General features: G+C 31.2%; 16 protein-coding genes. 12 read left to right on the top strand and 4 right to left on the bottom strand.

Features of this window, described 5'->3' with window-relative positions:
• Positions 1 to 2 precede the first annotated feature (2 nt).
• The 5 genes from sgtB (at position 3) to ACJTHF_RS12450 (ending at position 4,354) form a co-directional block, all read left to right on the top strand.
• Positions 3 to 818, top strand: a complete 816-nt coding sequence (gene sgtB, locus ACJTHF_RS12470) for a monofunctional peptidoglycan glycosyltransferase SgtB (RefSeq protein WP_048540685.1) — start codon at positions 3 to 5, stop codon at positions 816 to 818.
• Positions 819 to 900: 82 nt separating this feature from the next.
• A complete protein-coding gene (gene recX / locus ACJTHF_RS12465; protein WP_058591889.1) occupies positions 901 to 1,704 on the top strand; it encodes a recombination regulator RecX in 804 nt (267 codons plus the stop codon).
• Positions 1,697 to 2,014, top strand: a complete 318-nt coding sequence (locus tag ACJTHF_RS12460; RefSeq protein ID WP_048540687.1) for a YfhH family protein — start codon at positions 1,697 to 1,699, stop codon at positions 2,012 to 2,014. Before recX ends, ACJTHF_RS12460 begins: the two co-directional genes overlap by 8 nt.
• Positions 2,015 to 2,026: 12 nt before the next feature.
• Entirely contained in the window at positions 2,027 to 3,574 is a 1,548-nt protein-coding gene (locus ACJTHF_RS12455) for an ABC transporter ATP-binding protein (protein WP_078354784.1), read from the top strand.
• Positions 3,575 to 3,583: 9 nt separating this feature from the next.
• Positions 3,584 to 4,354 (top strand): ABC transporter permease, encoded by a 771-nt coding sequence (locus ACJTHF_RS12450; protein ID WP_048540689.1) that lies wholly within the window; start codon positions 3,584 to 3,586, stop codon positions 4,352 to 4,354.
• Between the two features lie 49 nt (positions 4,355 to 4,403).
• On the opposite strand, the gene ACJTHF_RS12445 is transcribed toward ACJTHF_RS12450, so the two are convergent.
• Entirely contained in the window at positions 4,404 to 5,378 is a 975-nt protein-coding gene (locus ACJTHF_RS12445; RefSeq protein ID WP_048540690.1) for a metal-dependent hydrolase, read from the bottom strand.
• A gap of 93 nt (positions 5,379 to 5,471) precedes the next feature.
• Between ACJTHF_RS12445 and mutY the strand changes: the two genes are divergently transcribed.
• The 4 genes from mutY to ACJTHF_RS12425 all read left to right on the top strand — a co-directional run bounded on the left by mutY (position 5,472) and on the right by ACJTHF_RS12425 (position 10,592).
• Complete coding sequence (gene mutY / locus ACJTHF_RS12440; protein WP_048540691.1) at positions 5,472 to 6,503, top strand: A/G-specific adenine glycosylase; 1,032 nt, start codon at positions 5,472 to 5,474, stop codon at positions 6,501 to 6,503.
• A gap of 80 nt (positions 6,504 to 6,583) precedes the next feature.
• Entirely contained in the window at positions 6,584 to 7,132 is a 549-nt protein-coding gene (locus ACJTHF_RS12435) for a DUF402 domain-containing protein (protein WP_025907189.1), read from the top strand.
• A gap of 67 nt (positions 7,133 to 7,199) precedes the next feature.
• The gene (locus tag ACJTHF_RS12430) at positions 7,200 to 8,939 is read left to right on the top strand and encodes an ABC transporter ATP-binding protein (protein ID WP_078354783.1); all 1,740 of its coding nucleotides are present in this window, start codon (positions 7,200 to 7,202) and stop codon (positions 8,937 to 8,939) included.
• Positions 8,940 to 9,005: 66 nt separating this feature from the next.
• The gene (locus ACJTHF_RS12425) at positions 9,006 to 10,592 is read left to right on the top strand and encodes an FMN-binding glutamate synthase family protein (protein WP_078354782.1); all 1,587 of its coding nucleotides are present in this window, start codon (positions 9,006 to 9,008) and stop codon (positions 10,590 to 10,592) included.
• A gap of 36 nt (positions 10,593 to 10,628) precedes the next feature.
• Here ACJTHF_RS12425 and ACJTHF_RS12420 read toward each other — a convergent pair whose 3' ends face one another.
• Together ACJTHF_RS12420 and ACJTHF_RS12415 are read right to left on the bottom strand one after the other, a co-directional pair.
• Complete coding sequence (locus tag ACJTHF_RS12420; RefSeq protein WP_048540693.1) at positions 10,629 to 11,723, bottom strand: FUSC family protein; 1,095 nt, start codon at positions 11,721 to 11,723, stop codon at positions 10,629 to 10,631.
• Positions 11,724 to 11,818: 95 nt separating this feature from the next.
• Positions 11,819 to 13,105: a glutamate-1-semialdehyde 2,1-aminomutase gene (locus ACJTHF_RS12415; protein ID WP_048540694.1), complete on the bottom strand. Its 1,287-nt coding sequence runs from the start codon at positions 13,103 to 13,105 to the stop codon at positions 11,819 to 11,821.
• Positions 13,106 to 13,189: 84 nt separating this feature from the next.
• Between ACJTHF_RS12415 and bcp the strand changes: the two genes are divergently transcribed.
• The 3 genes from bcp (at position 13,190) to perR (ending at position 15,138) form a co-directional block, all read left to right on the top strand.
• Positions 13,190 to 13,648: a thioredoxin-dependent thiol peroxidase gene (gene bcp / locus ACJTHF_RS12410; protein WP_049320370.1), complete on the top strand. Its 459-nt coding sequence runs from the start codon at positions 13,190 to 13,192 to the stop codon at positions 13,646 to 13,648.
• A gap of 5 nt (positions 13,649 to 13,653) precedes the next feature.
• Positions 13,654 to 14,607 (top strand): phosphoglycerate dehydrogenase, encoded by a 954-nt coding sequence (locus tag ACJTHF_RS12405; protein ID WP_078354781.1) that lies wholly within the window; start codon positions 13,654 to 13,656, stop codon positions 14,605 to 14,607.
• A gap of 78 nt (positions 14,608 to 14,685) precedes the next feature.
• Positions 14,686 to 15,138, top strand: a complete 453-nt coding sequence (gene perR, locus ACJTHF_RS12400; protein WP_025907200.1) for a peroxide-responsive transcriptional repressor PerR — start codon at positions 14,686 to 14,688, stop codon at positions 15,136 to 15,138.
• A 25-nt stretch (positions 15,139 to 15,163) separates the two neighbouring features.
• On the opposite strand, the gene ACJTHF_RS12395 is transcribed toward perR, so the two are convergent.
• Positions 15,164 to 15,604 carry a YgzB family protein gene (locus ACJTHF_RS12395; RefSeq protein WP_037590543.1) on the bottom strand — a complete coding sequence of 147 codons (441 nt, stop codon included), beginning with the start codon at positions 15,602 to 15,604 and terminating at the stop codon, positions 15,164 to 15,166.
• Positions 15,605 to 16,016: the final 412 nt, after the last annotated feature.

The raw sequence follows: 16,016 nt of genomic DNA, 5'->3' as shown, positions 1-16,016 counted from the left end.
AGATGGGGATATTTAAGAATAAGAAGAATGAAATACCACAACCTAATTCAGAAGAAGTTCAATATAGAAGATATCAACATTATTATCAAGAACCTGTACAGCCGAGAAAGAGAAAAAGAATTTCAAAGCTATTTGGTCTTGTAACAATACTTATTATACTAGCGATTGTTTTTTATTTAGCAGTAATGTATATGTGGTCAAGAACATCTGATGTAGATGATTTAGTTAAAATTGAAGATAAACAATCTTATGTTCAAGTTGAAGATATGCCAGATTATACTAAAAATGCTTTTGTAGCGGTCGAAGATAAACGATTTTATGATCATGATGGAATTGACTTAAGAGGTGTATCACGTGCACTTGCTGTAAGTTTGAAAAATGGTGAACTTACGCAAGGTGGTAGTACGATTACGCAACAAGTCGTTAAAAACTATTTCTATACGAATGAAACGCAACTGACAAGAAAAGTGAAAGAGATGTTTGTCGCGAAACGTGTTGAAGATAAGTATAGTAAGAATGATATTTTGAGTTATTACGTTAATAATATCTATTTCGGTCAAAATAATTATACGATTGAAGAAGCGGCAAATTATTACTTCGGTGCGACAGTCGATAAAAATAATCCAAACCTTCCTCAAGTATCGGTATTACAAAGTGCAATATTAGCAAGTGTCGTTAATGCACCATCCAATTTCGATATTAATAATATTAGTGATAGTTACATGACACGTATCAAAACAACACTCGAAAAAATGAAACAACAGAATTATATTTCTGAATCAGAGTATACACAAGCTATAAATGAATTAAATCAATAATAAACACACTGAGTTAAGAGATTAAACTTTTAAACTCAGTGTGTTTTATTGTATCCTATATATATGTGTGGAGGGATGTAAAATGCTTAAAATAACTAAACTTGAAGTACAAAAGAAAAACAAAGAACGTTTAAATTTATTTATTAATAATGAATTTGAAATGGGTATTGATCAAGCAACATACATCTACTTTAATTTAAGAAAAGATTTAGAAATTACAAAAAGTAAGTTACAAGAAATTAAGGACTACGATCAATATAGACAGGCACTTAATCAGGCGATTGTCTATTTATCACATAAAAAACGTACGAAATATGAAGTAGAAAAATATTTAACAGACAAAGAATATGGCAGTGACTTAATTGATAGCGTGATAGAGTATTGTCAATCTAATAAATACATAGACCATAAAGACTATATTGAAAGTTTAAAAAACACCATTTTAAAAACAACTGATAAAGGTCCTGACCATTTTGAAAGAGTTGCTAAAGAAAAAGGTATCGAACAAGATTTAGTCTACGAATTCAAAGAAAAGTTTGAAATGGAAATGGCAGAAGATCGAATTCCGAACATCGCCAAGAAGATTATGCAAAAAAAGAAACAACCTCCTAACCGTTTAAAGCAAACGATTGTCCAAACACTTCAACAAAGAGGCTATGCTTTTTCACTCATCAATGAACATCTAACAGATTTGAATATTGAACCGACATCTGATGATGTTGAAAATATTTTGATGAAAGATTTGGAAAAGGTATATAATAAATATCAAAAGAAATATAATGGATATGAACTTAAGTCACATGTTATTCAAGCACTCGTAAGAAAAGGGTATACATTTGAAATGATTAATGACAAATTAGTAGAAAGTGGTATTGTAGATGAATAATGACAAAAAATTTGTTGAAATGACAGAATATGAACTTAAAAACGCAATTGCTGAATATCGCGAAAAGATGAGAAAATCAGAAATGATGGGTATACTAAATGAATATGAAGTATATAAGAGAAAAGCGCTCATAGCAGAAAGTTACCTTGTCGACACTTCAAAAATAGAAGTAGGAAAAGTATATGGCTTAGTAGGTGACACACCTAGTTACTTTAAAGTAGAACGCATTAATGGTGTATTTGCTTGGGGATTTAGATTAAAAGGATCAAAAATTGAAGAAGGCATTCCTGTAAGTCTTCTACAACTATAATGGTGGTGCAGAATGACACAGCAAATATTACTAAGAGTTGTTAACGCAACTAAATATTATTATATAAGCAAAGAACAGAATAAATTTAAATCATTATTTAAGTTAAAGCACCTTAATAAAGACATTGTACTTAAAAATGTTACCGTGCATCTTTATAGAGGTGAAGTGCTAGGTATTATCGGTGATGATCAATCTGGTAAAGAAATGATTAGTAAATTAATGATTAAAGAAGTTGCACCTAATTTAGGTAAAGTAACAAATCATGCCCAAACATTTTTAGCAGATGTTAGGCATAAAGCTGATGATCATCAAACTTTAAATGAAATGATCATTCGTACTTTGAGTTTATCAGGTGTAGAAATTAGAGATATTACGACGATTCAAAGACAAATATTAAGCTTTGCAAAATTATCGGATAAAGCTTCAAAGACGTGCCAAGATATAAATGAAGCGGAATATGCTCAATTATTAGTTAGTATAGCCAAATATATGAGACCTACTGTTGCAATTTTTACTAACATCATTCAATACTTAGACGAATCATTTCAGAAGAAGTTCCATGAATTTTTAAATGAACAAAAAGAATATGATCGTGCAGCTGTCGTAATTGATGACCATATTCATTCAATAGAGAAGATGAGTAATTATCTTATCTGGTTAACTTATGGTCAAGTTAGAAAAGAAGGTACCGTTAAAGAAGTGTTGGGTCACTACCGAGAATATCATAAGAAATATAATCAAATTCAAGATAAAGACCAAAAAGAACTTTACGATCTAAAATGGAAGATGGCTCAACAAGAACTACCTATAGCGCATGGCGAAGGTTATAAAAGAATGCGTAAATATCAATACGGTAGAGTGCCGAAATCTATTGAGAAAATGATATTTTATGCCTTAACATTTATCTTTGGTGCTACATTAGCAGCACTATTTATGTTTATAGGTGTAGGAAGCTCTCCGACAGAAAAAGAAGTTACATCCAAACAGGTCATCACAACAAACAGTGAACCAAAATACATAGATAAGTCAGCTTATGTCCTATCGTTGAAACATGAAACAGAACTTACACCTTCATCCAAAAGTTCAAAGTTGAAATTACCTCAGTATAGTTTTGTAGATGTAACAGGTGAAAATCAATCTAATTATAGACTTGAAGTAGATGATAAGACTTATATCTCTAAGAAGAATAACTTGTACTTTTTCAATCCGGCTGGACTATATGAAGACGTTGATTGGTCAGATTTAGAAGATTATGTTGATGATAGTTATTTAAATTATATTGATTTTTATAACAGTTTTATGCATAAATCACATAAGAAAGTTTCTGAGACGATCACAGCTGATAAGGCAAACCGATTTAATGAACAAATGGAAGGCCAAAAAGTACATATGATTTTCGACAGTGACAATCAATTAACTGGTTTTACATTTGATATGAAAAACAAAGCAAAATTAGTTAAGAAATATAATATTTCAAGTGACACTTGGGTAGTTAAATCAAGAGATGGCTTTATGATAGCAGACTTAGCAGAAAACAAATGGATTTTTATACAATTATAGGAGGTCAATATGAAAGAATTATTTGAACAACATATTAAACATTTTCCACATATGCTTAAATATTGCTTCTATGAAGTTAAAACTCATTATAAATATTATGTATCTGCTTTTGCTATCATGTTAGTATTATTGATCTTCACATATTTGAAGTTACGGATTACTGATGCGATAGATGTACAACAATCAACATCTTATTATAAGTTGATTGGCTTTTTCGCTTACATGTGGGTCTTTTTATCGCTTTTCAATTCTGAAAAGACAGTCAGAAAGCAAGGGGCACTTTATAATAGATTGTCGGTACCATACTATGTAGGTGCTTCTTCACAAGTATTTTTAACGATGATTATGTTCTTAATTGTTGTAACACTTACAGGGATAGTTTCAACTTTTTCGACATCAAATTTAATCGAAATTAACCATTTAGGCTTTTTCTATTATTTAGTTATGGCATACATATTACTTGTACCAGTAGCATCTATTATTGGCGTGTTTGGTAAATATGTATATTCTGCACGATTTATTGTTTTCGGATTATTGATTGTATTATTATTTGTCGTACCGATATTGTACGTACCTAATAATATGTATGCAGTTTGGGTCAATGTCTTAAAACTCAATCCATTATTCTATATTATTAATGGGTTCCAACAATCAATGGTGTTAGGTAACGCTTCCGTTACGAATTTACCATATCATATTCTATTCTATTTTGAAGTAGCATTTATTTATTTAGCTTGGATCAATATTAATAAAGCTTATAAAACTGAATACTTTAAATAAAAAAATTAAGGCTGAGATGATTTAATTCGTCTCAGCCTTAATTGTATTTCTAAGCTTCAAGCTTTTTCATTAATTTCTCTTCTGTAAATACCCAACCAATATATGAGTTTGTCACTTTCATATCATCGTCTAAATGCAAAATAGCTACAAATGGGTAATGACCATTCTTCAAATATCTTAAATCAATAAATCTTAGTTCTGTTGTTTGTTTATCTATTCTTGTAACTTCCCATCGATAAATAGAACTGAAACTTAAGAAAGATCTTAAATTCTCATCATATTTAGCATAAGCCATTATATGGTCATTCGGGAATGCTTGTCTTTTGAATACATCATTAAATGCTACGTTTCGACCATAACTTCGGCCAACATAATCATGCGTTTCAGTTTGAATGGCAATACGCCATTCCATAAATCGTATTGTAGGTGCAACAAATATTTTAACAGGATTATCTTCTTGTTGTATTTGTTTTAAAGCTTGGTCTTTTATCGCTTTTTGTAATATAAATCGAACAATATAATAGAATATTAACAAGAAGTACAATGTACCAAAGGCAATGCCAGCATTTACACCAAGTGTCCAGAACAGTATTGCAATTAAGTGTGCTACAAAGATAATGGGGTCGAACGTATTAATAATACTTAACTGAATCCATTTATTAGATATCGGTCTAAGCGCCTGAGTACCATATGAATTAAAAATATCTACAAAAACATGAAAGAATACGGCGAATTGCGTCCATAACCAAATATGCAAGACATCTACTCCTGGAAAGATAACAAATATTAGAAACGTTAATATTAATGGCCATAATAGTGTAAAAGGTATAGAATGTGTGATACCTCTATGATTTTTAACATATATCGCATTATTTTTTAATTTTAATACTGTATCGATATCAGGTATTTGTGATCCAACCATTATACCAGTTGCCACTGCAGCAAATGTAGGTGTAACATGTGGATCTAATGTCGCAAGACCAGTTAACGCAACACCCATAACAACGTGTGTACCAGTATCCATAAAAATCACCACTTTACTTTAATCTATATGATATATATTATATAGCATATGCATAGTAATCTGAAAGCAATTCACAAGAAAGTAGTGTCATAAATGATAGAAACGAAACAATTTAAAGACGATTTGCTTAATTGGTTTCATAAAAATAAACGACAAATGCCATGGAGAGAAACATCAAATCCATATTATATTTGGTTAAGTGAAGTAATGTTACAACAAACACAGGTTAATACTGTTCGACCATATTACAAAGCTTTTATTGAGCGTTTTCCAACTATAGAAAGTTTAAGTGAAGCAAACGAAGAAGATGTACTTAAATATTGGGAAGGTTTAGGTTATTATTCTAGGGTTAGAAATTTTCAAGAAGCGGTTAAAGAAGTTCACCATAGTTATCACGGAGTAGTTCCAGATAACCCAGATGATTTTAAAAAATTAAAAGGCGTTGGCCCATATACAAATGCAGCAGTTATGAGTATCGTCCATAATCATCCGATTCCAGCAGTTGATGGTAATGTGTTAAGAGTGTGGAGTAGATTGACTGGTAATGACAGTGATATAGCTGCGCCGAAGACTAAAAAATTATACGAAGATGAATTACAGCCATTTGTAGAAGAACATTCTGGAGATTTTAATCAAGCAATGATGGAATTGGGCGCAACCATTTGTACACCTAAAAAGACTTTATGTATTATGTGTCCTGTTCAAAAACATTGTTATGCATTTGCTAATGGTGTAGTAGAGGAATTACCAGTTAAAAAGAAAAAAATAAAGAAAAAGACAATTGACTTTAACGTATTATATATCACGAATCGTTCTGGAGAGATATTAGTACGCCAAAGAGATACGAAATTATTGAATGGCATGTGGGAATTTCCAATGTTTGAGGCTGATGAAAGTATACACAGCATTGAAGAAACATTAGATGCAGTCATTGATATTGATCAAACGCCTGAATTTACAACCAAGCATGTTTTTACACATATGACATGGAATATGAATGTATACCGTGCCCATACTCAAAAAAGTGAATTTGATTACCCATATAAATGGATTAAAAAAGAAGAAAAAGACCAGTTATCATTTTCAACATCTATGAGTAAAATTTTTAATCAACTCAACGGATAGAGGATAAGAAACATAATTTTAGCTTATTTATTTAAATATGATATAATAACTTGGTAAATATTTAAAAGGTGGTGTGGAACATGGTCAAAGAATCCATACCAAAAGAAGGCCAAGTAATTAAAATACAAAGTTATAAACATGATGGTAATATACATCGTGTGTGGTCTGAAACAACAATTCTTAAAGGTACGAGTCATGTTATTATCGGTGGAAATAATCGTACACTCGTAACAGAAAGTGATGGTAGAACTTGGGTGACAAGGGAACCAGCGATTGTTTATTTCCATTCAGAATATTGGTTTAACGTCATTTGTATGTTCCGCGAAGACGGTGTTTATTATTATTGTAATTTATCATCACCATTTGTTTGTGATGAGGAAGCGATTAAATATATCGATTATGATTTAGACATTAAAGTTTATCCAAGCGGCAAATATCATTTGTTGGATGAAGACGAATATAAACAACATATGAAGCAAATGAATTATCCTAAAGACATTGATGTAATACTTAGAAGAAATGTTGATATTCTACAACAATGGATTGAACGCAAGAAAGGACCATTTGCGCCAGACTTTATTAAAGTTTGGCAAGAAAGATTTCATTCAATTGATAGACGTAATTCTTGAGAATGAAAATATCACAGCCTAGCTAAAGCTAGGCTGTTTCGTTTGGACTAAGATTGGGGGAACGGTAATGATTAAAAGGTATTTACAATTCGTAAAACCATACAAATGGCATATTGTAGGTACGATTATCATTGGAATTTTAAAATTTGGTATCCCGTTATTACTTCCATTACTGATTAAATATGTAATTGATGATGTAATTAATAATGGCGCACTATCAATTGGACAAAAAACAGAAAAATTAACATATGCAATGTTAATTATGGGATTCATATTTGTTGTACTAAGACCACCTATAGAATACTTCAGACAATATTTAGCACAATGGACATCTAATAAAATTCTGTATGATATACGTAAAAAATTATACACACATTTACAAGCATTAAGCTCAAGATTTTATGCTAATAATAAAGCAGGAGAAGTTATATCACGCGTGATTAATGACGTTGAACAAACTAAAGACTTTATCCTTACAGGACTTATGAACGTTTGGTTAGATTTAGTAACTATCGTCATCGCATTAAGTATTATGTTTGTTTTAGATATTAAATTAACATTTACGGCAATTGCGATTTTCCCAGTATTTATATTTAGCATTTATTACTTCTTCGGAAAATTACGAAGTTTGACGAGAAGAAGATCGCAAAGTTTAGCAGAACTTCAAGGGTTTCTTCATGAACGCGTTTCAGGGATGTCTGTTATCAAAAGTTTTGCTATTGAAAAAAATGAAGAAAAACGATTTGATAAAAGAAACCAAAACTTCTTAACTAAAGCAACTGATCATACGAAATGGAATGCTAAATCATTTGCAGTTATTAATACAGTTACAGATATAGGTCCATTATTAGTAGTAGGTATCGGTGGTTTTCTTGTTATTCAAGGGAATTTAACTGTTGGGACATTAGCAGCATTTGTAGCATATCTTGAACAGTTATATGGACCTTTAAGAAGATTGGTTTCATCATCTACAACTTTAACGCAAAGTATCGCGTCAATGGACAGAGTATTTCATTTGTTTGATGAAAAATATGATGTCAAAAATGAAGATGACGCACAAGACATTGTCATTAAAGAAGGGCACATTACATTTGATGACGTATCATTTAAATATAATAATTATGAAGATGAAGTACTTAAACATATTAACTTAGATATTAATAAAGGTGAAACGGTCGCATTTGTAGGTATGAGTGGTGGCGGTAAATCAACACTTATTAGTTTACTGCCTAGATTCTATGATGTGACGAAAGGTAGCATTAGTATTGATAATCATAACGTTAAAGATTTCACAACTGAAAGTCTTAGAAATCAAGTAGGTATGGTAGAACAAGATAATATTTTATTCTCTGATTCAATAAAAGAAAATATCTTATTAGGTAAACCAGATGCATCTGACGAAGAAGTTATAGAGGCAAGTAAAAAAGCGAATGCACATGACTTTATAATGTCGCTACCAAATGGTTATGATACAGAGGTCGGCGAACGTGGTGTGAAATTATCAGGTGGACAAAAACAAAGAGTTTCTATTGCAAGAATATTCTTGAATAACCCTCCTGTATTAGTACTTGATGAAGCGACGAGTGCACTTGATTTAGAAAGTGAAAAAATCATTCAAGATGCACTTGAAATATTAAGTACTGAAAGAACGACTTTAATAGTTGCGCATCGATTATCAACGATTACACATGCAGATAAAATAGTTGTCATTCAAAATGGACAAATTGAAGAAGTTGGTTCTCATAAAGAATTAATGGCAGCACAAGGCAGTTATTACAACTTATATAATATTCAATCATTCGGGTAAAATTACATCACCCCCTCATTCTATGCTATTATTAATTTAATAGAGATAGACTGAGGGGGAATTTTTATGACTTTTTTAAGCATACTACAATTGATTGTGAATATTTTCTTCTTTGCCATCATTATTGGTGGTATTATTGCTTGTATTTCTTTGTATGTGATAGATAAAAGACAAAAGCATCATAGTGTTTTAAGAAATTACCCGGTTCTTGGTAGAGTAAGGTATTTTTTAGAGAGTATAGGACCAGAACTTAGGCAGTATTTAATACTAAATGATAATGCTGGAAAACCATTTTCAAGAAAACAGTATTTAAATATCGTCATGCCAGGTAAATATAAAAATAGAATCGAAAGTTTTGGATCGTTGAGAAAATTTGAAGAGCCAGGATTCTATTTACAAAATACTATGTTTCCAGTAGACCATGATGAATTAGAAATTAACCAAGATGAACAAATGTCTACTTTTATTTATGAAATTTCTAATGAAGGGCTTTTTGATCGTAAAGAAGAACAAAAACAAAAAGATGTTGATCCATATAAATTAACATCAGACAATCAAATTATTATTGGTGATGACTTAAAACATCCGTTTATCGTTAATAGATTGATTGGACAATCAGGTATGAGTTATGGGGCACTCGGTAAAAATGCGATTACTGCATTGTCAAAAGGATTGGGCAGAAGCGGTTCATGGATGAATACAGGAGAAGGAGGATTAAGCGATCATCATTTAAGTGGAGGTTGTGATATCATCTTTCAAATAGGACCAGGTTTATTTGGTGTTCGCGATAAAGAAGGGAACTTCGATGAAACAGAATTTATTGAAAAAGCCAACATGAATCAAGTTAAAGCATTTGAATTAAAGTTAGCACAAGGGGCAAAAACGAGAGGTGGACATATTGAAGGGGCAAAAGTAACAGAAGAAATTGCTGAAATTAGAAATGTAACGCCTTTTGAAACAGTTAACTCACCCAATAGATTTGAATTTCTTCATAATAATAAAGAGTTGTTACAATTTGTCCAGAGGTTGAGAGAACTATCTGATAAACCAGTTGGTATTAAATTAGTTGTCGGAAATATAAATGATTTAAAGAAATTAATTCATGAAATGGTTTCATCAAACATTATTCCTGATTTTATTACAGTTGATGGTGGAGAAGGTGGAACAGGAGCGACTTATCAAGAGCTTGTCGATACTGTTGGTTTGCCATTATTTTCAGCATTGCCAATATTAGATGTAGAACTTAAAAAATTTAAAATAAGAGATAAAGTGAAAGTTTTTGCATCTGGAAAACTCATCACACCAGATCAAATAGCGATTGCTTTAGCATTAGGCGCGGATCTCGTTAATGTAGCAAGAAGTTTAATGATTAATGTTGGTTGTATTATGGCTCAACAATGTCATACAAACAATTGTCCGGTAGGTGTAGCTACTACAGATCCAAAAAAAGAATCAGCCTTAGTTGTATCTGAAAAAGAATACAGGGTTTCAAATTATATTGTGAGCTTACATGAAGGATTATTTAATTTAGCTGCAGCAGTAGGTGTGAAAAGTCCAAATCAAATTAATGAAAACCATTTATTATATAGAAGTGCTAATGGAAATGTCATGAATGTTAAACAATATAAAAATTCTATATATAAAGAGCAGTAAAAATAGACCTGAACAGATAACTGTTCAGGTCTATTTTTATAAATCAAAATCTTCATCTTCAATTTGAATGTCGCTATCTTCTGGATGAAATTTGAAATAACTAGAAGATAATTTGTCTAAATGTAAAATAGTCGCTTTATAATCTAACATAGCTGAAATAACTTGCATGACATTCTCAATATAGTAATCTTCTTGATCAGGATTGTCCATAATATCTTTAATGAATATTTCCATTAAATCTTCTTTATATGGTTCTACTAAATAATCTGGAACTTGATCAATTTCGTGTTTAGCTTTTTGTGATATTCTTACTAATATTTGTTCATGCTGCGCCATCAGTTCATCCAGTTCAAACTTCATTTGTACTTTGAGATCATCATTTAAGTTATGAATATCGTTTTCGTAACGATTCATTTTTCTTAAAACTTCGTATGCTCTTCGTGTTGATGCAATAATCTCTTTGAAAAGAATCTTCTTACGCATTTGGCTAAAAGCTTGTTTCTTTGTGTAGGCTCTTTCTTCTTTATAATATAAATAAAATTGCTCAAGCTTTACGATACGTGTTCTAATTGTTTCTAAATCTTGCTTTACATAGTGAAATTCAGTTGTACCATTTAACACTAATCTAAACCATTTAAAGATGTCAGTAGAAATATTGAGTGAGTTATAATACATTTTAGTTTCGAATTTCGGTGGTAGAAACGTAAAGTTAACAAGGAAAGCACTTAATACACCAATCATAACTAAGACGAAACGATAGAATGCAGAGATATAGAAATCTCCTTCGTGATGTCCAAGTATGATTAAAGCTGTAACAACTGCTAAGTTAGAAACATGTTGTAGATTAAATTTGTAAAGTATTGAAATAATGATAATCGCTGTTAAACCGATAAATACAACATTGTTCCCAAATATAGAGAATATGGCAACAGCTGTAATCGCACCAATAACATTACCTTGAAATTGTTCTACAATCGTTTTGAACGAACGATAGACACTTGGTTGCATGGCGACCATTGCAGCAACACCAGCTATTGATGTTATCATTGCTGGTCCTGGCAGTAAATTAGCTATAAATATTGCTAGGACAATCGCGATACCAGTTTTAAATATTCTTGCCCCAAATTTCATAAAACCATTCCTTTTTGTTTTTAAAACAGGGTTGTAACAAATATCACAAGCCTAGTATATATTGGTTATACAACGTTTTGGCTAACTTTTCAAGTTTATAATTGAGAGAAAGCGTAATCAACTGCATTTAATGTTTGATTTATGTCTTCTTCAGTATGTTCAGTCGTTAAGAACCATGCTTCATATTTAGAAGGTGCTAAATTAATACCTTGATTTAACATTAACTTAAAGAATTTTGCGAACTGTTCACCGTCAGTATTTTCCGCTTGAACATAATTTTCAACTTTTTCGTCTGTAAAGTAAAGTGTTAAAGCACCCTTGATTCTATTAACAGTTGCTTTAACGTTATGTTTTTTAATTAATTCTAATAAACCTTCTTCTAATTGTTGACCTAATTGATCTAATTTATCGTAAACACCAGGTTGTTCTAATATTTCTAATAATGCAATACCAGCCCTCATAGAAAGTGGGTTACCAGCCATTGTACCTGCTTGGTATGCTGGACCAAGTGGTGCAACATGTTCCATGATTTCTTGGCGTCCGCCGTATGCACCGATTGGTAAGCCGCCTCCAATAACTTTACCAAACGCTGTTAAGTCAGGATAAACACCTAATAAATCTTGTGCAGCACCATAATGGAATCTAAATGCTGTAATGACTTCATCATAAATGACTAAACCACCGTATTGATGCGTTACTTCATTTACTGCTTCTAAAAAGCCTTCTTTAGGTTCCACCATACCAAAGTTTCCGACGATTGGTTCTACTAATACACCAGCAACTTGATCTCCCCAATGTTCCATAGCTTCTTTAAATGAATCTATATCATTAAATGGAACTGTAATAACTTCTTGCGCCACACTTTTTGGTACACCAGCAGAATCAGGTGTGCCAAGTTGAGATGGGCCACTTCCTGCAGCAACAAGCACTAAGTCAGAATGTCCGTGATAACATCCTGCGAATTTAATGATTTTATCTCGCTTAGTATATGCACGTGCAACTCTAATTGTTGTCATAACAGCTTCAGTACCAGAGTTTACAAATCTAATTTTTTCTAACGATGGAATAGCGTTACGTAGTTTTTTAGCAAATGTAATTTCATATTCAGTAGGTGTACCGAATAATACACCATCTTCAGCTGCAGCTTTAATGGCTTCCGTAATATGTGGATGTGCATGTCCAGCTATGATTGGTCCATATGCTTGAAGATAGTCAATATATTTATTGCCATCAACATCGTAAAAATACGCACCTTTACCTTTTTGCATAACTACAGGTGCGCCACCACCTACAGCTTTATATGAACGAGATGGTGAATTGACACCACCAAGAATATATTCATTTGAAAGTGTTTGTAAGTACTCACTTTTTGTAAATTCCATATTATCAACCTCTTTTAATTTAATTATTTTCATTTATATCGTATCATAAAACTAAACATCTATCGTTTATAAGGAGTGTAAAATATGATACAAATTGGTGAAAAATTTCCGGATTTCAACTTAAAGAATCAAAATGGTGAATTAATTAGTAATGAGGACTTAAAAGGATCTAAAGTCGTTGTTTATTTTTACCCTAGAGATAATACACCGACATGTACGACAGAAGCATGTGATTTTAGAGACAACTTAGAAGATTTTAATGAGTTAAATACGAAAGTTTATGGTATTAGTGGAGATAGTGAAAAGAAACATGCTAATTTCTCTAATAAACATAATTTGAATTTTGATTTACTAGTAGATGAAGATTATAAGCTTTCTGAAGAAGTAGGCGTATATCAATTGAAGAAATCATTTGGTAAAGAATCAATGGGTATCGTTAGAACGACTTTTGTTTTAGATGAAGAAGGTACTGTCATACATAAAATAGACAAAGTGAAAGTTAAAACTCAAATTGAAGACTTAAAAAACTTTATAAAGGAATGATATAAATGAAAGTCGTTACTTTAATGAGGCTAAAAGAACAGGAAGAGAGATTAAAAGAAACATTTCCTAATGTAGATTTTATATTTTATAAGCATCCGAATGAAGCTCGCGATGAAGATTTAGAAGATGTAGATATATTGGTTAGTTATCATGGAGAAGTAAATCCTTCATTTTTAGATAAATGTAAAAATATAAAACTTATCGCATGGTTTGCAACAGGCGTGAATCAATTACCTTTAGATTATATACAAGATAGAGGAATTAAATTAACTAATGCAAGAGGGGTACACGCTATTCAAATCGCTGAATTTATTTTTGCATATATTTTAAATGATATTAAACTATTCAGAACTTCATACGAGTCTCAAAAGAAACGTGAATTTAATCATAAGCTTAAACCTGATTCAATAAATGAGAAGACGATTTTATTTTTAGGTACAGGTAAGATTCCTCAAAGAACTGCTGAAGTAGCTAAAGCATTTAATATGAAGGTTATTGGCATTAATACAACTGGACATGTAGTACCTGGATTTGATGAAGTTTATTCTATAGAAGAAAGACGTCATGTATATCATAAAGCTGACTTTATTGTGAATGTATTACCTGAAACAGAAGAAACGATATATTTACTTCAAAAAGAGGACTTTAAGCAAATGAATGAAGATACACATTTTATAAATGTAGGTAGAGGTACAGTCGTATCAGAAAGTGTCTTATATGAAGCTTTGAGTAGTAAAGATATTAGATATGCTTCTATAGATGTATTTGAAGAAGAACCATTACCTGAAAACTCTCTACTATATGATTTAGATAATGTGTTTATCACAGCTCATATTACAGGTAATGATCTTAATAATTTAAAGAGAAGTACAGATATTCTAATTGAAAATCTCAAACATATTAAAAATGATGCGTCAGATAAGTTAATAAACATTGTTAACGCAGAAGCGGGATACTAATTAATTGTTTGACAAAATGCTACTAAAAGGGATATATTATAAATAATAATCATTATAAATTAGAAGGTGGGTGTAAGGATGCAACAAAATATTGAGAATGTTGAACATATGTTAGACGATGCAATAGGTACTTTAAGAAGTACTGGTGTTCGTATTACACCACAACGTCAATCGATACTTCAATATTTAATCGAAACAGATAGTCATCCTACTGCTGATGAAATTTATCAGTCACTTTCACCACAATTTCCAAATATGAGTGTTGCTACAGTTTATAATAACTTAAAAGTTTTTAAAGAAACTGGGCTTGTTAAAGAATTAACTTACGGTGACGCTTCAAGTCGTTTTGATTTTGAAACACATAATCACTATCATATTATCTGTGATCAATGTGGTAAGATATCTGATTTTCATTATCCACGATTAGATGAAGTAGAACAATTGGCACAACATGTCACTAGTTTTTCAGTAACGCACCACAGAATGGAAATATATGGTGTTTGTCCAGAATGTCAAAACAAGAATAAATAATACAAAAAGCTAAAGGCTGTTGCCTTTAGCTTTTTTTCTTTTCTTCAGTATGTTCTTCAGTTTGCTGCTCTTCTAATTTCTTGGATTTGCGCTTATTATTATAATCTTGATTAAAGGCTTTACCCTCTAAGTTCTTATCTAATGTAAGAGGTTGGTTACAATTAGCACAAATATCTGCTCGTCCTAACATCTTTGTATAATGATCACAGTTTGGACATTGCACTTGTATAGTTCGAGAACTTAACATGCCAATCCAAAAGTAAACTATAAATGAAAGACCAAGAGCTAACATTCCTAAAACTAAGAAAATACTAAATACAATTTGGCTCTTAAAATAGTAAAAGAAGAATACACCTATGTACATAACAATCATACCTAAGAAGATTAATCCTAATGCAAAAGATCTAATTCTATTAATTTTACTAGTAGGTTTTTTGCGAAATAGCTTCAAATCTATTCCCTCCATACTTATTAATACTGATAAAGTATAGCATAATTTCTATTAAAATATATAGTCCCTAATAAAGCGAAATAATACACAATTTTGTTTGTATAAATCGTTGACGTAAACTATATATCTTGATACTATATAAAAGTCGTCAAAACAGACAGACATCGCAAAATAAAACGATTGTTAAAAAGGTTAATAAAGTGTAAATTTAACGCTTGAAATTAACTAAATAACAATGTAATATAAATTATGCAAGTTAATTGAAACGGAAACGATCACTTGAAAAGCTGAGTCAAACCGAACAAAACAAATTATTATTTTTTAAAAATAATCCTTGACTTGATATTTAATAACTAGTATAATTGTTTCTTGTAGCGATTAAAATGAACATTGAAAACTGAATGACAATATGTCAACGTTAATTCCG

The organism is Mammaliicoccus sp. RAM2, from assembly GCF_045897195.1.
Lineage (GTDB): Bacteria > Bacillota > Bacilli > Staphylococcales > Staphylococcaceae > Mammaliicoccus > Mammaliicoccus sciuri.
The sequence above is the reverse complement of the archived record's forward strand: the minus strand, read 5'-3'. Positions and strand labels throughout refer to the sequence as shown.